Annotated in this window: 20 protein-coding genes and 1 pseudogene; 9 read left to right on the top strand and 12 right to left on the bottom strand. The window is 64.6% G+C overall.

Annotated elements, in window-relative coordinates; genetic code table 11:
- Positions 1-62: 62 nt before the first annotated feature.
- The 8 genes and pseudogenes from hflX to NO366_RS12775 all read right to left on the bottom strand — a co-directional run bounded on the left by hflX (position 63) and on the right by NO366_RS12775 (position 8,934).
- Positions 63-1,364: a GTPase HflX gene (gene hflX / locus NO366_RS12810; RefSeq protein WP_256531182.1), complete on the bottom strand. Its 1,302-nt coding sequence runs from the start codon at positions 1,362-1,364 to the stop codon at positions 63-65.
- A gap of 292 nt (positions 1,365-1,656) precedes the next feature.
- Positions 1,657-2,382 (bottom strand): ribosome assembly factor SBDS, encoded by a 726-nt coding sequence (locus NO366_RS12805; RefSeq protein WP_256531181.1) that lies wholly within the window; start codon positions 2,380-2,382, stop codon positions 1,657-1,659.
- A 216-nt stretch (positions 2,383-2,598) separates the two neighbouring features.
- Positions 2,599-3,360: an archaeal proteasome endopeptidase complex subunit alpha gene (psmA, locus tag NO366_RS12800; protein ID WP_256531180.1), complete on the bottom strand. Its 762-nt coding sequence runs from the start codon at positions 3,358-3,360 to the stop codon at positions 2,599-2,601.
- A gap of 243 nt (positions 3,361-3,603) precedes the next feature.
- Positions 3,604-3,990, bottom strand: a pseudogene (locus tag NO366_RS12795) (Rpp14/Pop5 family protein); the annotation flags it as partial.
- Positions 3,987-4,610 (bottom strand): class I SAM-dependent methyltransferase, encoded by a 624-nt coding sequence (locus NO366_RS12790; RefSeq protein WP_256531179.1) that lies wholly within the window; start codon positions 4,608-4,610, stop codon positions 3,987-3,989. The gene NO366_RS12790 and the pseudogene NO366_RS12795, both read right to left, overlap by 4 nt.
- On the bottom strand, positions 4,594-5,286 hold the full coding sequence (locus NO366_RS12785; protein ID WP_256531178.1) for an RNase P subunit p30 family protein: 693 nt from the start codon (positions 5,284-5,286) through the stop codon (positions 4,594-4,596). Before NO366_RS12785 ends, NO366_RS12790 begins: the two co-directional genes overlap by 17 nt.
- Positions 5,287-5,517: 231 nt before the next feature.
- Positions 5,518-6,336 carry a transcriptional regulator TbsP gene (tbsP, locus tag NO366_RS12780; protein ID WP_256531177.1) on the bottom strand — a complete coding sequence of 273 codons (819 nt, stop codon included), beginning with the start codon at positions 6,334-6,336 and terminating at the stop codon, positions 5,518-5,520.
- A 513-nt stretch (positions 6,337-6,849) separates the two neighbouring features.
- Positions 6,850-8,934: a hypothetical protein gene (locus tag NO366_RS12775; protein WP_256531176.1), complete on the bottom strand. Its 2,085-nt coding sequence runs from the start codon at positions 8,932-8,934 to the stop codon at positions 6,850-6,852.
- Between the two features lie 240 nt (positions 8,935-9,174).
- On the opposite strand from NO366_RS12775, the gene glyA reads away from it, so the two are divergent.
- Positions 9,175-10,422: a serine hydroxymethyltransferase gene (gene glyA / locus NO366_RS12770; protein WP_256531175.1), complete on the top strand. Its 1,248-nt coding sequence runs from the start codon at positions 9,175-9,177 to the stop codon at positions 10,420-10,422.
- 137 nt (positions 10,423-10,559) lie between these two features.
- Here glyA and NO366_RS12765 read toward each other — a convergent pair whose 3' ends face one another.
- Positions 10,560-10,997: a DUF7522 family protein gene (locus NO366_RS12765; protein ID WP_256531174.1), complete on the bottom strand. Its 438-nt coding sequence runs from the start codon at positions 10,995-10,997 to the stop codon at positions 10,560-10,562.
- A gap of 162 nt (positions 10,998-11,159) precedes the next feature.
- On the opposite strand from NO366_RS12765, the gene folD reads away from it, so the two are divergent.
- The gene (gene folD, locus NO366_RS12760; protein ID WP_256531173.1) at positions 11,160-12,053 is read left to right on the top strand and encodes a bifunctional methylenetetrahydrofolate dehydrogenase/methenyltetrahydrofolate cyclohydrolase FolD; all 894 of its coding nucleotides are present in this window, start codon (positions 11,160-11,162) and stop codon (positions 12,051-12,053) included.
- Positions 12,054-12,210: 157 nt separating this feature from the next.
- Positions 12,211-12,828 (top strand): VOC family protein, encoded by a 618-nt coding sequence (locus tag NO366_RS12755; protein ID WP_256531172.1) that lies wholly within the window; start codon positions 12,211-12,213, stop codon positions 12,826-12,828.
- An 18-nt stretch (positions 12,829-12,846) separates the two neighbouring features.
- Here NO366_RS12755 and NO366_RS12750 read toward each other — a convergent pair whose 3' ends face one another.
- Positions 12,847-13,569: a DUF7117 family protein gene (locus NO366_RS12750; protein WP_256531171.1), complete on the bottom strand. Its 723-nt coding sequence runs from the start codon at positions 13,567-13,569 to the stop codon at positions 12,847-12,849.
- Between NO366_RS12750 and NO366_RS18670 the strand changes: the two genes are divergently transcribed.
- The 4 genes from NO366_RS18670 (at position 13,488) to NO366_RS12730 (ending at position 16,894) form a co-directional block, all read left to right on the top strand.
- Positions 13,488-14,138, top strand: coding sequence for a DUF7528 family protein (locus tag NO366_RS18670; protein ID WP_425493222.1), 651 nt, complete (start codon positions 13,488-13,490; stop codon positions 14,136-14,138). The two genes, NO366_RS12750 and NO366_RS18670, sit on opposite strands and share 82 nt — an antisense overlap.
- Before the next feature lie 94 nt (positions 14,139-14,232).
- Entirely contained in the window at positions 14,233-14,379 is a 147-nt protein-coding gene (locus NO366_RS12740; protein ID WP_256531169.1) for a hypothetical protein, read from the top strand.
- Between the two features lie 638 nt (positions 14,380-15,017).
- On the top strand, positions 15,018-15,293 hold the full coding sequence (locus NO366_RS12735) for a PadR family transcriptional regulator (protein WP_256531168.1): 276 nt from the start codon (positions 15,018-15,020) through the stop codon (positions 15,291-15,293).
- Positions 15,294-15,526: 233 nt separating this feature from the next.
- Complete coding sequence (locus tag NO366_RS12730; RefSeq protein WP_256531167.1) at positions 15,527-16,894, top strand: class-III pyridoxal-phosphate-dependent aminotransferase; 1,368 nt, start codon at positions 15,527-15,529, stop codon at positions 16,892-16,894.
- A 120-nt stretch (positions 16,895-17,014) separates the two neighbouring features.
- Here NO366_RS12730 and NO366_RS12725 read toward each other — a convergent pair whose 3' ends face one another.
- On the bottom strand, positions 17,015-17,338 hold the full coding sequence (locus tag NO366_RS12725) for a ribbon-helix-helix protein (protein WP_256531166.1): 324 nt from the start codon (positions 17,336-17,338) through the stop codon (positions 17,015-17,017).
- Positions 17,339-17,428: 90 nt separating this feature from the next.
- Here NO366_RS12725 and NO366_RS12720 point away from each other — a divergent pair, with 90 nt between their 5' ends.
- On the top strand, positions 17,429-18,349 hold the full coding sequence (locus NO366_RS12720; RefSeq protein ID WP_256531165.1) for an HhH-GPD family protein: 921 nt from the start codon (positions 17,429-17,431) through the stop codon (positions 18,347-18,349).
- A 59-nt stretch (positions 18,350-18,408) separates the two neighbouring features.
- Here NO366_RS12720 and NO366_RS12715 read toward each other — a convergent pair whose 3' ends face one another.
- Entirely contained in the window at positions 18,409-19,068 is a 660-nt protein-coding gene (locus tag NO366_RS12715) for a hypothetical protein (protein ID WP_256531164.1), read from the bottom strand.
- A gap of 282 nt (positions 19,069-19,350) precedes the next feature.
- On the opposite strand from NO366_RS12715, the gene NO366_RS12710 reads away from it, so the two are divergent.
- On the top strand, positions 19,351-19,989 hold the full coding sequence (locus NO366_RS12710; protein WP_256531163.1) for an MSCRAMM family adhesin SdrC: 639 nt from the start codon (positions 19,351-19,353) through the stop codon (positions 19,987-19,989).
- Positions 19,990-20,153: the final 164 nt, after the last annotated feature.

Raw genomic sequence — 20,153 nt, 5'->3', positions numbered from 1 at the left:
GCCACCGGACGGCGGGAAAAGGGTTTGCGTGGGAGACCGGCAGCCGAACGCCGATCGACGTCTCAGACCGAGTCGGCGGCGATCTCGCGCAGGTCACCCGCACGCGTCCGCGCCCTGGAGACGATCTCCGGACGCGCCTCGAACGCGACGTGAACGTCCGTATCGCCGTAGGTGACGTCTTCGACGTGGGCGTTGTCGTGGATCCACGAGACGACGCTCATCGTCTCGTCGGTCATCGGAAGGACGAGGCGCTCGCGTTCCCAGTCGGGGAGGTCCGCGTCGATACGCGCTAACAGCCGGTCGACGTGTTCGCCCTCGCGAGCACTCACCGCGACCGGGTTCGGCGCGAGTCCGGAGAGGGCGTCGCGCTTCTCGGCGAGATCGTCCTCACTCACCCGATCGATCTTGTTGAAGACCGTCACGATCGGCGCCTCGTTTCGCTCGTAGAGCGTGTCGTGGCTGGTCACGAGTTTCTCGTGGATCGAGTCGATCGGTTCGCTGACGTCGACGACGAGTAACACCAGGTCGGCCCGGTAGACCGAATCCAGCGTCGACTTGAACGACTCGACGAGCCAGTGTGGGAGATCGGAGATGAACCCGACGGTGTCCGTGACCAGCACGTCGCGCGGCTCGATGTCGGCACGGCGCGTCGTCGTTCCCAGCGTCGTGAAGAGGCGGTCTTCGGACCGGGCGGTCGCGTCGAGATCCGGGTGGAGGTCCTCGTTCTCGTCGACGGCCACGTCGCTCGCCAGCCGTCGGAGTAGCGTCGATTTGCCGGCGTTCGTATAGCCCGCCAGCGCGACCAGGTCGAACCCCGAATCCCGGCGGCGCTCGCGCCGTTGCTCTTCGGTCCGTTCGATCGAGTCGAGCTCGTCCCGGATTCGACTGATCTGGGCCTTGATGTCCTCCTCCCGGCTCTCGTCGTACTCGCCGAGTCCCATGAATCCGGGGTGTTCGTCGCGTCGGGCGAGGCTCGCCTTCGCTTCCGCACGCGGCAACTCGTAGCGCAATTGCGCCAGTTCGACCTGGAGTTGGGCCGTACGCGTCTGGGCGCGCTGGCCGAAGATCTCGAGGATGAGCGTGAATCGATCGATCACCTCGACGCCCTCGGGTAGGCGGCGGCCGAGGTTGTACGTCTGGTACGGGCCGAGTCGGTTGTCGAAGACGACGGTCGCCGCGCTCGTCTCTGCGACGAGGGCTGCGAGTTCGTCGACTTTTCCCTCGCCAAATTGTAACGCGGGATCCGCGCTTCGCGTCTGTGTACACTCGCCCACGACGGTGTAGCCGGCGGCCGACGCGAGGTCGGTGATCTCACTCGTGTCCGGGACGCCCGAGTCGACGCGTTTGGCGACGACGGCGTTCATCGACGGCGCCACCCCGATCTCGACAGTCTCACACCCGCCGGTCGTCGCGTGGGATAGCGAGCACCACCTGCTCGTCCGCCGACGGGGCGAGCGCTCGCCGTTCGATCGCCGGACACGCGAGGGCTCGCCGCTCGTCGTCCCGCCGGGTCGAGATCAGCGATGGTAGTCCGTCACCCCCATTCGTGTTCGGTGAGCCATGGCGCAATCTACGCACTCAACCGTCTTGAATCCCGTGGCGAGTGAACCGAGTACGCCCGGCAGCCGAAGGCGTCCCGATCCGGTTCGAACCGATCTATCGCGTGTTCAGGTCGTCCTTGTCCTTGACCACCTGCGTCTCGGCCTCGCCGCTCGTGTGTTCGTTGACGAGGTCGTAGAAGTCGTTCTGGAGGCCGGCCGGAAACGTGACGACGCCGATCCAGGAGCCGTCAGCCTGCCACTCTTCGCGCTCTAAATCGCCGTACTGGCGTACTTTCGCCTGCGTGCTGCCGGCGTACTCCGCCGGGAGTGACACCGCGATCGTCACCTCCTCGAACCGGATCGGAATGACCGGCCGAAGCGCGTCGAGCGCGTCGTCGACCTGTTCTTCGACCGGTTCCATCGGGTCGACCTGGAATCCCGCCTCCTCCAGGGCGCTCTCGATACGGTCTGGTGGGTGCGGGGCGTCGTCCATCTGCGGGTTCACCGCGTTGCGCGCGATGCGCGTTATCAGATTCTTTCGCTTCTGTTCTTGCATCTCCCGGCGCTGTTCGGCCGTGATCTGGATCTCGCCGCGGTCGATCACCTCGGGGATGATCTCGAGCGGGTCGGTCGTCCCGAAGACGTCCTCCAGTGCCGTCTCCGCCGGCCGATCGCCCCGGGAGGCGTTCTCGAAGACGTCCTCCGCAGCGATGACGTCCTCCAGGTCACCGTCGAACTCGCCGCGCTTGATGGCGAGCGCTGCGTCCGGATCGACCAGGACCTCGAAGCGCTCCCCGTGTGACTCGAGTTGCGCCGTCACCGCCTCGTCGAGTGATATCATACCGGTAAATTTCCCGGGCGATTACAAGAGTGTTTCCCGACGCGTCCGACCCGATCCGACGGTCGCTCTCGGTTCCCGGCGCACGCCGACCGAAACGCCGGAACCGTCCATCGGACGGACTGACGAGTGGACGCGGACGGGCTGACGAGTGGACGCGGACGGGCTGGCCGAACGACGCGGTCGCTCGGCGGAGGGGGCGAACGAAGGACGTCGCGATTACTCCTCGTCGTCGTCTTCCGGTTCGTCTTCGCCCAGAAGGTCCGCATCGTCGAGGGCGGACTCGATCCGGTCCTGGTCGAAGATTTCGAAGGACTCAGTCTCGACGTCGACGGTGGACAGTCCGACCTCCGAGGGAAGCAGCGAGCCGTCGTTGACGGAGGCCAGCGCGTCGAGCGCGAGGGTGATGCCGTCGTCGAGCGTCGCGTCGTCGTCGTAGTGTTCTTCCAGGTACTCCTGGAGTTCGGCCCGGTCGGCGCCGACCGCGAGGGCCTTCCACTCGTACGGCGTCCCGGAGGGATCGGTCTCGAAGAGGCGCGGTTCGCCGTTTTGGATGCCGCCGACGATCAGTGCGACCCCGAACGGGCGCGCGCCGCCGACCTGCGTGTACTGCTGGATGTGATCCGTGATCTCCTTCGTCAACCCCTCGACGCCGATCGGTTCGCCGTAGCGCAACTGGTTTACCTGGGCCTGGCGACGGGCGAAGTCGATCAGCTGACGGGCGTCGGCGACGTGACCGGCGCTCGCGATGCCGATGTGGTCGTCTGCCTTGTGTATCTTCTCGACGGAGGAGTCCTCTAACAGTGGCGAGGGAATCCGCTTGTCCACCGCGAGAACGACGCCGTCGCTCGTTCGGATGCCGATGCTCGCCGTACCACGTTTGACGGCCTCGCGGGCGTACTCGACCTGATAGAGTCGGCCATCAGGTGAGAAGATCGTGATGCCGCGGTCGTAGGCCTGCTGTTGGGCTTGTCCCTGCATAGTATCACGCTAAATCGAGGTCTGTCGTGTCGGTGGCGAACGGACGGCCGTTCGTGGAGGATGCAGTGCGGACGCACGTTCAGTTCCGGACACGACGTTTCTCTCGGTAAACCGTTGCCCACCGCGTCCTAAATAGTTTTCTTACCAGGGTGACGTCGCCGCGGGCGACAGACGCGAATCGACGCGCCGTCACGGCCGCCTCGTCTGGACCCGTCCCCTGTCACTGCCTCGTCAGGCCAGTTCGAGGAACGAGTCCCGCGCGGCGCGGATCGTCCCGCTGACGCCGCGAACGGAGAGTCCGATCGGCGTGTCGTCGACGCAGTCGATGCACGCCAGCGCCGCCCTCGCCGGGTCGGATTCTCCGCGGCGAACCCTGACGAGTGCCTCCCCGAATCCCGGACTGGTCCCGTCCGTCACGCGATCGGCCACGTCCGACTCACGGTCGTCGAACGCGAACGAGACGACTGTCAGGTCGACCGCGGCGCTTCCCGGATCGCCGAGGAGGTTTTGCGCGGCGTACCAGCACTCGCGCTGGAAGCTCCGCCTGGAAATCGACTCGCCGGCCGGCGTCTCCAGTCCGACGGCCAGGTATCGCCAGCGCGGCCGGAGGTGCTTCGGCAGGTGTTTCATGGGGCCGCCTCACGGTCCGAGTGGCGCTCGGCGACGAGAACCCCGACCTGGTCGTGGACGCGCTCGGCGGCCGTGACCGCGAACCCGGCGTCGGTCAGCGCGTCGACGAGGTGTCCGACCGTCGCCGGGTCGTCTACGTCCGGGCTGAAGAAGGGCTCGTCGGGGTCCGGTTCGCCGAAGAACATGACGTCACCGAGGACGAACCGGTCGGGGTCGTACGCGGCGATCCGATCGATCGCTTCGCGCTTTTCCTCGTTCGCTAGATGGTGCATCGCGAAGTTCGAAACGACGATCGTCGCCGGCCCATCGTAGGCGGGTTCCCGGAAGGTTCCGTAGTCGAACGCGACGTTCTCGATACTCTCGTCGGCTGCCTTCGCCCGTGCTTCGTCCATCATTCCCTCGCTGATGTCTCGACCGACGACGCGCTCTGCGTCCCCGGCGAGCGCCAGCGCGATGGCGCCGGTGCCGGTGCCCAGGTCGAGGACGACGTCGTCGGCTCCGGGCGCGGCGTGATCGACGACGAGGTCGGCGCACGCCCGGTACTCGGGCGTTTTCGAGTCGTCGTACGCCGGTGCGTGCTCGTCGAATCGGGCAGCGTGCTCCTCAACGGTCCGCTTCATATCGCCCCCGTTCGACCCCGGGCTCAATGAAAGACCCGGACCGAACGTGACGGTTGCGCGCCGCCAGCCGTCCCCACTCCGCCAGACCATCTCTGAGCCACGCAGCCGAGATTCCAAGTTGGTCAGCCACGGCACAGAGCTCTCGCGGGGCGCGCAGCTCCAGGTGTGACGTCGCGCCGGCGCTCACCACGTAGGGGGCGTCGTAGTACGTGACGAGTTCGTGGAGTTTCCTGAGAGACTGGATCGTACGGACGCGGCGGCCGCCGGTCCGACGGAGAACGCCGTCTAGGTCGAACTCGATCCTGACGCCGTTGTCGACGGCCGCCTTCACCAGCACGTGGTTGACGTCCCCGTCGTCGGCCATCGGTCGCGAGAGGACGTCCACGGCGACGGTCTCGACCGCGAACCGGTTGATAGACGGCGAGCCGCCCTCGACGATGACCATCGTGTGCTCGGAGCGGGCGTTTCCGACGGCCCCGCCGGCACGGTGTGGGTCCGCCGATCTGACGGTCGCACCATCCACGAGGTCGATCGAATCTCCGACGTCGACGCCGTCCAGCGCATCGACCGAGTCGGCGTTTCGAACGACGATGCCGTCGAATCCGTAGCTCTCGGCGCGGTCGGCGACCAGTTCGAGCGACGTACGCTCACGGTCGACCGTGACGGCATCGTACATACCACTCACGACGGTGGCAGTGACCTTGGGAATTACGTTCTCGACGGAATCCGATCCCGAGACGGGACGATCCCGGGGTCACCCTTGCTGTCGATAGCTGGTACCGGCCGGGCGGTCGGTCCGAGAGAGCTGTCACTACGGGGTGGCGACGCGACGAAAGAATGACGCACGCGAGCGATACTCGCGTACGGGCACTGGTGTACCCGATTCGTGGGGTGCCTGCGATCGGTCCTACGTGAGCATGCTCTGGGCGACCGTCGCGAGTTGCCCGTTGTCGGCTTCGGCGAGGCGGTCGTCACCGATCTTGAGGCGGAGTCGCGGTCGGCCGACGTCGATCGGAACCTTCTCCGTGTCGATGAGGCCCATGTCCTCGAGCTTCGTCTTCGTTCGGCTGAACGTCGCCTTCGAGGCGATCCCGACGTCCTCGCCCCACTTGCTGATGTCGTAGAGCAGCGCTTCGTTACGGGCGGCGACGAGCAGCGAGATGGTCACCTCGTCGAGGCCCTCGCCGTCACCGCGAGCCGTTTCGAGCGAGCCGAGGATGGCAGTGAAGTCCTCCTCGGCGTCCGGGCTGATCTCGTCCGAGAGGGTCTCTCGGACGCGCGTGATCGGCGGCGTCCGGAGGTTGAACGCTTCGGCATCCTCCCAGCGGTCCGCGTAGGTGTCCATCGTCGCCTGGACGAACTCGTCGTCGTCGGAGACGAGGCCACCGACGCGATCGGCCGCGTGTACGATGGCGACCACGGCGTCCTCCGTGACCAGCAGGGAGTTCTCCGGGGTCTCCTCTAGGGTACGCAGCGCGAGGGCGTCCTCGTCGATCAGGTCCGCGGCATTACTCGCGACGATGAAGTCGTCCATGACGTCTTTCAACGTCCGTTCGTCCGCGAGCATGTGCACCATCGGGAGGTCGCCGTCGTACGCGGTCGCGACGGAGACGAAGTCCTCGATCGCGTCCCACGAGGGGTTGACCATGTAGACGTCACCACTAGTTTCCGACAGTACTGTTTCGACGATATCGTCAATCTGGCGGTTCAGTAAATTCGATTCCATGCCTATTGAGAAGTAAGCGATCCGTGAGTACTTAATTTTGATGGCCCCTCTCAGGCGGTAAGTTTCATACGAGTCCCAATGAAACCGCCATCGAGGTTGAATTCTGTGATTGGTGGTGGTGTGAGAGGGAGAAATTAGGAGATAGAGCGCTTGAATGTCCGTTCATCCAGGAGTACACGTTTAATTACCTCTAAATTGAAATATCAGCCATACCGCACAATCAGGTACCTTTATATAAGTAACGGCCGAACCGTCAGTCCCCATGGGTGGTACTCTCAGTCCAGGCCACGAATGGCGAACTGCGCCCTCGACGACCGCCTTCAGCGGTCGAGACGCCGAATCGCTTCGGATAGTCGATCGACTCGTAGAGCGGCTCACCGACAGCGTTCACTCCAGAGAGTGGCCGGTGCTACGCGCCAAGCGAGTCAGTTCCTACGGCGGACCGTAACGTCACACCGTCAGACCGTACCGTCACCGAACCAATCCGCGTTCTCACACCGTCAGACCGTATCGTTACGTCTCCTCGTTCCAGTCAGACACCTGTCTGGCCAGATCGAGCGACCAGTAGAGATCGCCTCCGTAGATGACCGGCGCCGCCGATTCGGCCAGGAACGTCTCTAGGGTCTCACGATCGAGGATGAAGTCCGTTCGGTTTCCACAGAGCGAGGCGTACTCGTTGTCGGGGACGTGCGGAAAGTAATACCGGCCGGTCACTCGCGTCGAGTAACACTCGAGAGTCATGTGATATCGATCCCCTTCGAGCGGTTCGAGCACGATGGTGAGCGGCGTTCGGTGTTCGCCCTGGGTGAGTGTGTGCGTCCCGTCGCCGACGACGGCGTAATCCTTCCCCATCATGATTCGCCGTCTCGCGAGCCCCAGAGCGCGTTCGATGCTGAACCCGTGTACGAGGAGCTTCGCGAACGTCGAACCGACTTTGACCGCGTGATCGTTCAGGACCTGTGTGAACGTCACCGCACCGGCAACGCTGCCGCGCTCGATTAGCGTCCGACCCTCGTTGAACGAGCCACAGGCGTTCAGGAAGAACGTCTCGACGGAACAGTGATCGAGCGAGGATGCCGAGAAGAACCCGTCCGTACACCGAAGTCCCTCGTCCTCGCAGTGGCCGATGTAGTGGACGAAATCGGTCGACGATGCGAAGATGTCCGCGAGCTCCGAGACCGTACACCCTTCCTCGACCGTCACGTCGATGGAGAGGTCCTCCGATCGATCGCGGTAGATGTCCGCCACGTCCGCGTGTTCGCCCTCCATCGACGGATCGTTGAGGACGACGCAGATGCGCGTCCGCTCTGACGGCCGGTTCAGGTACTCCAGTCGATTGTAGTACGAGTCGGGGGCCGATTTGAACACGTCGATCGGAACGCCCTCACCCAGCCAGCCGTGGACCTTGCCCGTCCGGAGCTCCGGTTTGACGATGTCTACGGACGGGACCTGCCCGACGCCCGACCGACGCCGATTCGTCCCCCGGTAGAAGTCATCGAGCGATCGCTCGACGAGTTCTCTGCCCTCGAGTTCCGTCGTCCGGGGCAGATAGCACAGACTCATCCGGTCTAGCAAGAACGGGAGTACCTCGAACAGGTCGGGCTCCGGCGTGACGTACATCGCCAGATGCCACTCGGGGAGTCGATGTTCGATCGCCTCGTATGGAATCGCGAGATAGGCTGCCAGGCGCTCCTGGGGCGAGGCGCCGTACAGTTCCGTCGGTTCGAGGTCGAGGACGTCGAGCAATCGAGCCTCGGCCAGTTTCGTCCCGTAGGGCCCGGCGTTTCGAACGAGGCAATCGAGAAAGAACACCTTTCGCAACAGCCGCTCGACCTCGTGTTCGAACGCCGGGAACGACGCGAACGATGCTTCGACACCCTCAGCGGGGATACGCAACTGCGGCGTATCGACAGGTGCCGTCTCGACGGTCGCCTGGAGGTAGTACGAAAGCGGTGCGAGCACGAACAGCCACTCGTACGACGGCGGGACGGTGAGTTCGATCCCAGTCTCCGGCCGCCGTGACCGTATCTGGTCCGGAACGTCCAGGCGTGGACCCCTCCTCAACAGCGGCGGGTGGCCACGCAGCGTCGGGTACGAGCGATCGGGGCTCGACGTCTTGTGCGACGTCGACAGATAGGTGAGGGCCGACGCCAGGCCGTCCGGCGAGTCCGGGACGGTGATCGTGCCGATGGGAAACTCCTGTCGACTCCGAAATCCACACAGGAGACGACGACGATCCGGAAACGAGATGACGATGGACTCGTAGTCGTCGGTCTGATCGATGCGGAGGCGGCCGGTCGCTCTGACGTAGGTCTTGATCTCCGTGTCGACGTCGATCACGTACTCACCAGGGGGCAGTGACAGCGGTTCGCCGTTCGGGATGAGTTCGTGCTGTGTCCCCGTCCCCATCGCGTGTGCGTAAACGACCGCGTGGGGGAAGCGTAGCTCCGTCGCCGTCATCGAGAGTACGTCGTCGACGGGGCGACAGATGTCCGCGTCGGATCGGTCGACGTCTCGCAGATCGCCGGAGACGAGCAGTTCGGCGTTATCCGAATCCACGACGCGAAGGTGGTCACCCCCCACCTCCCACTCGATCATTCGAGTTATGGAATGCGCGTAGTCATAATTAGTTGTATCGGACGAAGTTCACACAGATAACACGTAAATCCAAATCGACTGATGGGTTTCGTACGACGGTCAGCGATGGAATTCTCTGGGTGATCGGCGTCCGAGGCTCCCCGAGTGCTCGACGTCCGACCCATCACGGCCGGATTCCGCGCACCCGGTTCGATGATGGAGAAAGGTACACTTATGGCCCGGCCCGGCCCGATATCGCGTATGGACCACGATGCAGTCAGGGCCGTCGATCCGGCCGTCGCCGACGCGCTAGAGGCAGAAGTCGACCGACAGCGAACGTCGCTACAGATGATCGCGAGCGAGAACCACGTGAGCGAAGCGGTACTGAGTGCGCAGGGGAGCGCCCTGACGAACAAGTACGCCGAAGGGTACCCCGAAGCGCGCTACTACGGCGGCTGCGAACACGCCGACACGGTCGAGAGTCTCGCTATCGAGCGCGCGAAAGAACTCTTCGGCGCGGAACACGTCAACGTACAGCCCCACTCCGGTACGCAGGCCAATCAGGCGGTCTACTACGCGATGCTCGAACCCGGCGACAAGATCCTCTCGCTCGATCTCAACCACGGCGGGCACCTGAGCCACGGCCACCCCGCGAACTTCACCGGCCAGCTCTACGAGGTCGAACAGTACGAGGTCGACGCGGGGACGGGCTACATCGATTACGACGGCCTCGCCGAGCAGGCCGAAGCGTTCGCACCCGACATCATCGTCTCGGGGTACTCCGCGTACCCGCGTGAGGTCGAGTGGGAGACGATCCAGTCCGTCGCCGACGACGTCGGCGCGCTCCACCTCGCCGACATCGCACACATCACGGGACTCGTCGCCGCCGGCGTCCACCCGTCACCCGTCGGCGTCGCCGACTTCGTCACCGGCAGTACGCACAAGACGATCCGGGCCGGCCGCGGCGGGATCGTGATGACCGACGAGGCATATGCCGACGACGTCGATTCGGCCGTCTTCCCCGGTGGCCAGGGCGGGCCCCTCATGCACAACATCGCCGGCAAAGCCGTCGGCTTCGCCGAGGCGCTCGAACCGGCGTTCGAAGACTACGCCGAACAGACCGTCGAGAACGCACAGGTGCTCGGGGAGACGCTCGTCGATCACGGCTTCTCGCTCGTCTCCGGCGGTACCGACAATCACCTCGTGCTCGTCGACCTGCGGGAGTCACACCCGGATACGTCGGGTGGGGACGCCGAAGACGCCCTGGAGGCGGCCGACATCGTCCTCAACGCCAACACCGTCCCCGGCGAGACGCGCAGTCCGTTCGACCCGAGCGGCATCCGCGCCGGAACGCCGGCGCTGACGACGCGCGGCTTCGATGTGAACGAAGTTCAACAGGTTGGCGATCTCATCGCGCGCGTGATCGACGCCCCCGACGACGAGGCCGTTCGCGCGTCGGTCCGCGACGAGGTCGCCACCCTCTGTGAGGCGAACCCTCTGTACGAGTGACCGTTCCCGGTCAGACGGATGACGACGAACCGACGAGACACCGGTTCTACCGAGTGAGTGTCCCCGGCGACGGTTCGTCGTCGAACCCCGACGGACGCCGACCGCGTTCGTTCGGGACGAAAGTAGTGGTCACGGTGCTACTCGGCGTCGGTCGACGACGCCTCGTCACCCGGTCGCGGATCGGCGTCACTCGCGGCGGATGACCGTTCGAGGGCCTCTAGGAGCCGATCCGTCGTCACCCGGAGGTCCACGTCGGCATCGTCGTCGAGCGAGACGAGGACACCCGTCGTCTCCGAGACGGCGATGTGGACCTCGATCGCTCCGTCGTAGACCCGGTAGGTGCTCTGGAGATCGTCGTGAGCGAACAGCGACTCCTGCGTCGGGTGGTCCATCGCCTCCAGGCGGAGATTTCGAAACACTCGACCGTGATCAGCCTCGTCGTACAGCGAGGCGACGTCGTCGCGCATGTACCGGACGTCGAGACCCTCCTCGTCGTAGCCGGCGACGCTCCGAAGAGCGTCCCCGAAGTGTTCGGCGACGTGGGAGTGCAACGCGTCCATCGACGGATCGACCATGCAGTGGAATTCGAACCGACCACCGTAAAACTATATCAAACCGACAGTTATTGTCGAAATCAGACACTATCGGCGACAAGCGGTCCGCGGCGACGCTGACGGTGTACCCGGAGCCAGGGGCAAAGCCGAGCCTTCTTTACGATCCGCTTCGGGGATTCGAGTATGGCCGAACATATCGACGGGAACGCAGTTGCAGCTGACATTCGCGGCGAGCTCGAAGGCGCCATCGAGACGCTGGCCGACGCCGGTGCGAGACCCGGTCTGGCAACGGTTCTGATGGGTGACGACCCCGCGAGCCAGACCTACGTGAACATGAAACAGCGCGACTGCGAGGAGGTCGGCATCGAGGGCCACCACGTCGACGTGGACGGCGACGCCGACCCGGAGACGCTCTACGAGACGATCGACTCGTTGAACGCCGACGAGAACGTCCACGGCTACCTCGTGCAGGATCCCGTCCCGGACCACGTCGACTACCGCGAAGTGATCCGTCGGATCGCGCCCGAGAAGGACGTCGACGGCTTCCACCCGGAGAACGTCGGTCGGCTCGTCGCCGGGGACGCCCGGTACCGCCCCTGTACGCCTCACGGCGTCCAGAAACTGCTCGAGGCGTACGACGTCGACACCGAGGGTGCCGACGTGACGATCGTCGGCCGGTCGCGCATCGTGGGCAAGCCGCTCGCGAACCTGCTCATGCAGAAGGCCGACGACGGCAACGCGACGGTGACCGTGACCCACTCGCGGACCGAGGACCTCGCTGCGAAGACGCGCCAGGCCGATATTCTCGTGGCGGCGGTCGGCGTCCCCGCCATGATCGACGCCTCGATGGTGAGCGAGGGAACCGTCGTGATCGACGTCGGAATCAACCGCGTGGACGCGGACACCGAGAAGGGATACGAGCTCGTCGGTGACGTCGACTTCGACGCCGTCGAACCGAAGGCGAGCAAGATCACACCCGTCCCCGGCGGCGTCGGCCCGATGACGCGTGCGATGTTGCTGTACAACACGGTCAAGGCAGCAGGCATTCAGGAAGGGGTCGAAGTCGACCTTCCGTAGCGGTCTTCCGTAAAGGCGGCCAGCATTTTTCCATAGCCCGCCCTCGGTCGAACGCACGCCCGTCCGGACGACGTCTCTCTGCGACCTGTGTCAGGTTCGCCATCGTGGCACTGCCGCGAGACACAGCTATTTCCCGTCGAAGGGCCACTAGTCACCTATGAGCGACGAATCCATTCCCGTGAGTGCGGAGCGACCCGATAGTCCGATGCGAACCACCGGGACCGACCACGTCACGATCTGGGGGTCGAACGCCGAGGACACGATCGCGTTCTACCGCGACGTACTCGGGATGCGACTCGTGCTTCGCCAGCCGAACCTCGACGACCCGTCCCAGACCCACCTGTTCTTCGACACCGGCGACGGCCGCATCGTGACGTTCTTCGTCGGCGATCGGCCGTCGAACCCGAACCCACAGCGCGGCGGCGTCGGCTCCGTCCACCACCTCGCTTTTCGTTTCGCCCCCGACCGGTTCGAGGAGGTCATGGAGGCACTCGACGAGAAGGGTCGGGGCTACAACGTCTTCGACCGCGGAATCTTCCAGTCGCTGTACACGCACGACCAGGACGGACTCGTGATCGAACTCACGACGGACAAGTACGACATCCCCGACGACCGCCGCGCGGAGGTACTCGCCACGACCCAGCGCATCCGCGAGGATGACGGCGCCGAGTACGCGAAGGACGAGCACCTGAAAGCGGCGCTCGACGAACTCGGGATCGACGCCGAACCGCACGACCTGCCCGACGCGGCGAGCGGCGTCGGCGGGATCGATTGATCGGCGTCGGCGGCGTACTCACTCCAGGTACTCCAGGTCGTCCAGGTCGGCGACGATCGCGTCGGGATCGCACTCGCTCTCTCCACGGATCGCGTCGCCGAGCGACCCCGCCGCCGTGAGGATGGTTTCTGCCGTCTCGGGACGCACGTCGCCATCGAGCTGGTCGAGTCGCGTGGCGTGATCGGTGAGCGTCTCGAGTGCGGTCGCCATCTCCGGTTCGAGCCGACGGTCGTCGCACCAGTCACCGATCGCTCGACGGTACTCCGTCACCGCGCGCGAGACGGCGAGCCCGCGTGCCGAACGCACGGAGCCGGGTACGTCAGAGACCGGGGGTCGGGTTCCTTCGTCCGCGTCCCGGAGCAAGGCGAGCGTGTACAGTCGTTCGTCGTCGGCGAGCGCCCGCCGGCCAGCGAGTAGGCCATCAACGTACCGGAGTTCGAGTGCAGCGACGAACGTCTCGTCGAGAGGACGGAGGTCGCCTCCGGAGATGAACCCGCGGCGGGCGACGTACTCGCGACACAGTTCCGTCGCGTGCGCTGTCAGGTCGGTCAGGGGTCGGTCGTCTATTTCGGCACGGACGGGAGTGAGATCGAGTGATACTGGGGCGTCGGTGTGTCGTCGACGGTCGCCCGAACCGACGCTGCGGAGACTGCCGCAGCCTGGACACGCGACGGCCCCCGTCTCGAAGTACGACCAGCGCGTCCCGCACTCGGTGCACTCGCGCTCACCCCGGACCTTCATACCCGGAACCGACGCTCGCCGCGGCCAAAGACCCATCGACACCGGTCGAGGCAAACGCTTACATCGATCCGGCAAGAAGCGGACAGCGATGCCACGGAGTACTCGCGCTCCTGATCGAGAAATTCTCCGGTGATGGGACAGCCGTTCGAACGGTCTGCCGACAGTCCGAAGCCGACGGTAGACGGGACGTCGTCCGGGTACGCGTCGACGGACACGAACTCCGACTCACCGAATCGGCAGCGAGGGACCTCCGGCGGGCCCTGGACGAGGCGCTCGCGACCGAGCGCGTCCTGGGACGAACGATCGGAACCCGACGCCCCGACGGGCGATACGTCGTCGAACGTCGCGGAGTCACCTCGACCGGCAACCGGAAGGTGTTCGACTCGTTCGACGAACTGAGAGACCGCTACGAGTCGCTCCCGGCCACCTTCACGGCGGCCGACCTCGAACGGCCGGGACTGACGGGGAGCCGACGACACGCGGTCCTCTGGCACCTCGTCGAACACCCGGCGTTCGACTGCGACCTCGAACGCAAACAACCGCTCACGGCGAAGAAGCGCACGGGGTGACCAGTAACGCCGACGAACCCGGGACGAATGCGCAACACGCGGACGACGCCGGGCAGCCGGGGCTTTAGGTGACCCGCGCGCGAATAGCGCATCCATGCGAGACGAATCCGACGTTCGCGAGCAGTACGAGTTCCTGGCCGAGGAACTCGAGAGCGAGGACATGCGACACGACGGCGTCAGGGAGATGTTCACCTACTACAAACGCGCGCTCGGCTGGGTGCTCGAAGAAGAACACATGTAAACTCAGGAGCGTCGGGCCACCGGGCTCGGTAGGTGAAGACGAGAGAGATGTAACGTAAACGGTGGACGACACTCCTCTCCGTCGGGAGATCTGACTACCACCGTTACTGTCCATATCATCCAACGAAACTATCGGTCGGTTCTGACTGTTCCGAACAGTTTGAACTGTGTCGGTACATTTAAGTAGAGGGATGCGCTCGATTCAGGTGACGCTTCGCTTGGAGGGCCGAAGCGTCAGCGGGGACCAATTCAGGGCGGCAAGCGAATCTCGCGACCCTTTTCAGGTCGCGAGATCCGCTTTCCTGTTTCCGACGCACACAGTACCAGCGAACCGACAGGTGTGTGCTACGTGGCACATCGACGAGCCCCAGGTCCACGATCACTTCGGCGTAGCGGCGTCTCCGCCGAATTCACACTCGATCGAGAAGGCGTACGGATGACTCACCAGATGGTCGACCGCCGATCGCCAGTCCGTCACCTAACCTGTAAAGACGAAAACACGCGAGAGAGACGGGTCTTCGAACCGAGAGTAGCGTCAGCGGGTGATAATCAGCCACGAACTCAAGGTTGGACGAGATTGGGAACGGTAACTCGGAATATTTATAAAATTCCGAGAATAAGGACCGATAGTACTTAGCCATGTACGACCTGACCGGATTCCAGCGCGACCTGCTCTACGTCATTGCGGGGAAAGAAGAGCCCCACGGACTCGCGATCAAGGAAGAACTCGAAGCGTACTACGAGAAGGAGATCCACCACGGCCGCCTCTATCCGAACCTGGACACCCTCGTGGACAAGGGACTCGTCGAGAAGGGCCAGCGTGATCGACGGACGAACTTCTACACACTAACACGACGGGGCAAACGCGAACTCGACGCACGAAAAGAGTGGGAAGCGCAGTACGTCCCGCAGTGACGATCCGTCGCGACGGTCTGCGTCAGAACTGATCGTCACTCGAACACAGCTGACGACCAGTGGACAAACCACGTGGCCACGGGTGCTGTCGATCGGACGGCTTCGGGGCTATCGCCGCCGGTCGCCACGACCGCTGGGTGCCACGACGGGACGCACCGACCTTGGCGGAGCACCGGACTCGATTCGACGCGGACAACGAATATTTTTTAGCGTACTCGTTACTCAGCGTACCTATGGACAGAGACGCGGTTGAGCCATCGGTCGAGTCGATGCCAGGAAGCCGGGCCCAGCAGTGGGCCGACTATCACCACCAGTATTCGGCACCGAGTACGTACGTCTACGACTTCGTGTGGGACACGTCAGCACCGGCGATCGGGCCGTTCTGTACCGACGTCGACGGAAACGTGCTCCTCGATTTCACCAGCCACGTCGCCGCCGCACCGCTCGGATACAACAACCCGACGTTGCAAGAGAAACTCGCCGCGTTCGACCTGCCAGATCCGACGAAGATCGCGGGCCAGGACTTCTACGTCAGTAGCGACTGGCCGCCGGAAGACAGCGACCGGCCGGGCCCGACGGAACTCATGGAGCGACTGACGGACGTCACGAGCCACTACGACATGGACACCGTCTTCCTCTCGAACTCCGGGGCGGAAGCTGTCGAGAACGCGATCAAGATCTGCTACGCGAGCGGCGGCCACCGCGGCGTCACGACCGAGGGGGCTTTCCACGGACGGACCCTCGGGGCACTCTCTCTCAACCGGTCGAAGACAGTTCACCGGAAGGGATACCCCGAGATCCCGGGCATCATGTCGATTCCCTACCCATCGACTGACGAAGCGTACGATCGTCGGTGGCGAACCGACGGGCCCGGAGGCAACGTCCTCGCGGACAAACTTCACCCCTCACAGGGCGTCGTCGACGCCGCCGAACTCGCGTACGTGATCGTCGAACCGGTCCAGGGTGAAGGGGGATACCGACCCGCCCACCCCGAGTTCGCACGCGACCTCCAGGCCATCCGCGAGGAGTACGACGTCGCCGTCATCGCCGACGAGATCCAGTCGGGGCTGGGTCGTACCGGTGAGATGTGGGGCGTCGACCACCTGGACCTCACGCCCGACGTGATTACCTGTGCGAAGGGAATGCGCGTCGGAGCAACCGTCTCACGGTCCGACGTCTTCCCCGAAGAGACGGGCCGAATCTCCTCGACGTGGGGTGCCGGCGACCTCCTCTCTTCGTTCCAGGGGGCGCTGACGCTCGACGTCATACAGGAGGAAAATCTGCTCGAGAACGTCCAAACGCGAGGCCGTCATCTCCGTGAATCGCTCGTCGACGCTGCCCTCCCGGGGGTCACGGACGTTCGTGGGCCGGGACTCATGATCGGCGTCGAGTTCGACGGAAAAGACCGTCGTGAGCGCGTCGTCGAGGCGGCGCTCGAACGCGGCCTGCTGACACTCGGGTGTGGGCACCGAACGGTTCGCCTGCTGCCGCCACTCGACGTCACCGAACGAGAGATCGACCTCGCGGTCGACCTGTTCGGATCGGCGGTCGAAGACGCGGCGAGCGACGTCACCACCGCGACGACCGACGGCGGCCACTGAGGACGACGTCGCGACGCGCTGGAGCACGGCCGTGACGGAGACGCGACGTGTGGCACCGACCCGTCGGCCGGGGGCCGGAACCGTTCACGGTCCGCCCGAACCCATACCCACAAATCACCCCTAGAACTGGTACCGTCGTTCGTCGTCGAGTTGTGGGTACTGATCGGCGCCCGTCATCTCGTCGAACGTCATTCCGGAGAGGTACTCGTCGTACGTGACGTCGTAGCCGGCCCGGAGGTGAAAGTCGAGGCGGCCGGTCTCGACCGTCGTCTGGAACAGACCGTGGACGGCCCGGCGGACGAGCTCGTCGGCTTCGTCTGGGTCGAGCGCGGCGATCAACATCGCGAGTTCGTGTCTGGTCTCTCCGTCGAGTTCGACTGATACCGACGAATCGAGCCCGTTATACGTCGACTCTATCTCGTCCGCGAGCGTCTCGAGACTCATACACGGCACGTGGACCGCCGCGTGGAAAGGGATTTCGCGACGAGTCCGGAAATCGCCACGCCTAAACGACCCACGTCCCAACCCCGGGCGATGAGCGAGGAGACGGGGCGGTTCGTACCCGAAGACGCTGGACGACTCAGGGAGGCGTTGATCGAGTGGTACGAGTCGGACCACCGCTCGTTTCCGTGGCGCGAGACCGACGACGCGTACGCGATTCTCGTGTGCGAAGTGATGAGCCAGCAGACGCAACTCGACCGCGTCGTCGACGCCTGGCGTGCGTTTCTCGATCGGTGGCCGACCGTCGAGTCGCTCGACGCGGCCGACCGCGCAGCGGTCGTCGGTTTCTGGAGCGATCACAGCCTCGGATACAACAACCGGGCCCGGTACCTCCACGAGGCGGCCGCACAGGTCGTCGACGAGTTCGACGGGTCGTTTCCCGAGTCACCGGGCGAACTGCAGGAACTCATGGGCGTCGGACCGTACACTGCCAACGCGGTGGCTAGTTTCGCGTTCGACGCGGGCGACGCCGTCGTCGACACCAACGTCAAGCGGGTCCTGTACCGCGCGTTCGACGTTCCGGACGACGACGAAGCGTTCGAGAGAGTCGCCCAGCGGCTCATGCCGGACGGCGAGTCCCGCGTCTGGAACAATGCGATCATGGAACTCGGCGGTGTCGCCTGCGAGAAGCGCCCACGGTGTGACGAGGCCGGCTGTCCGTGGCGCGAGTGGTGTTACGCCTACCAAAACGGCGACTTTACGGCACCCGACGTCCCGACACAACCCGATTTCGAGGGGAGCCGTCGACAGTTCCGCGGGCGGATCGTTCGGCTCCTCGGAACCCACGACGAGCTGGCCATCGACGCTCTCGGCCACCGCATTCGGGTGGACTACGCGCCGAACGGCGAGCACGGTCGTGAGTGGCTCAGGGACCTGCTGACAGATCTGTCCGAGGATGGACTGGTAGCGGTCGACGACGACGGTGACGAGACGACCGCTCGCCTGCAGACGTAGCGACACGTTCACTGCAACTGGTCGGTGCCGACGACGGGTCGACGCTCGGTTCGGACACGTCACCACGAGGCGGCACTCGAAAGTAGCCGGTGCGTTCCGAGGAACGAACCGCATCCGAACGCGGCGATTCCGTGGGCGATCGTGTCCACCTCGAGGACGATCGTCTGCGTACCGACGGCGAGTGTCGTCGCGTACATCGTGACGTCCACGTACCAGACCAACCCGAGAAGTACCGTCGCGCCGCTCGCGAGGACCACGGCCGGTGCCAACGCGAGTGACCAGTCGATCGACCCCGGCTCGGGAGAGCGTGGTGCGCGCGGCCGGGCCATCCCGTTCGCGATAGCGAAGTGAAGCGTGAGGGCGACCACGAGCACCGCGCCAGCCAGTGAGACGCCGATCCGGCCGCCGATTCCTTCGGCGATCAACAACCACCCGATCCAGATCGCCGTGTAGATTCCGGAGACGACAATCCACCGCGGGTTCGTCATGGTGTGGTCCCACCCGAGAGAGGTGACGACGAATCCGGTTCGAAGGAGTGCACCGAACCAGAGGACGCCGAGTCCAGCGAGAGCCGTAAAGTGGGTTCGCGATTCTATCACGACGAGCGTAAACCAGCACCCGATGGTCACCGTATCGATCAGCGAGACCCAGAACGCCGTGCGGACGTCGGCGATCGGGGCTGGCCGTCGGGTTCGAGCCGGGCCTCGCAACGGACGCATAGACCAACCCAGGTCGTCGATACCTATCGTTACTCGATCGATACCGGGAGTGGCCGGACGTGAGTGTCTCGGCTGTAGGTCCGATGGAACCGAGCTGTCGGTCCGGCTCGAAACTCGGGAGGCGAAGCGTTCTCGAGTCTGACTGTCTCGTGAGCGCACCGCGGTAGGAAGTGGCTACGCGGTATACGCCTGCGGGAAATACCCGATTATCCCGGTGGCGCTCCCGAGCCTGGATCGAAACGTGGTACACTACTATTTACCAGGATCGTGACGGCGTGAGCTATGGCCACCGAACAGCGCTTGCCGGAGGTGCTCGTAAAAGAGGCGATCGGGGCGGGTCTCGAGTCACCGATGCGTGAGTCGATTCTCGAAGCCGTCGAAGACGCGGAGGGGTCGCGACGAGGCGTCTCGATACCACTGGTCGTCGGCGCCGGGACAGTCGGCGCCGCGATGGGGTACCTGCTCGGATCGTCGGAGACGTCATCGGTCGAGCCAGCGGCCGAATCACTGCCGGTCGAGACGCCCGATCCCGTCGCCGACACGGAGACGAACGACGACGAGGGTGATGGAACGGGTGGATCCTGGCTCACCAGACTCCTGACGCTCGTCGCGGTTGCCGCGGCGATCGCGTATCTCCGCCGTCGACGCGGCTCCGACGACGGGTGGGAACCGATCGACGACGTGCAATCGCCGACGGAGGAGGCGTCGAGTATCGTGGACACGATCACCGACGAGGGTGAGCACACCTCGGAATCGACAGACACAGAGGAACCGTCCAGCACGGACGACGCGTCCGACGCGGGCGGCGACTCCGAGACGGTCGACGACTCCGATGGCGAGTCGACGGGGGAAACCGAGACGGGAGACGCCGACGGCGATTCGGACACTGACGGAGCCGACGAGTCGTCCAACGCCTCGTGAGCCGGTTGTGTGCAATCCTCGTGAACCGGTTGCGTACAATCCTCGTGAGCTTGCGAGCGGGCTTCTCGTGAGCCGGTGAGCGGACGATTCCAGTCGGTCGCACGCAGGCGCCGACCGCGTGTCCATCTCCCAGTGACGAAAGCGCTAAGGGACCGACGCCGACA

Origin of the sequence: Halovivax cerinus (genome assembly GCF_024498195.1) — an archaeon.
Taxonomy (GTDB): Archaea; Halobacteriota; Halobacteria; order Halobacteriales; family Natrialbaceae; genus Halovivax; species Halovivax cerinus.
The sequence above is the reverse complement of the archived record's forward strand: the minus strand, read 5'-3'. Positions and strand labels throughout refer to the sequence as shown.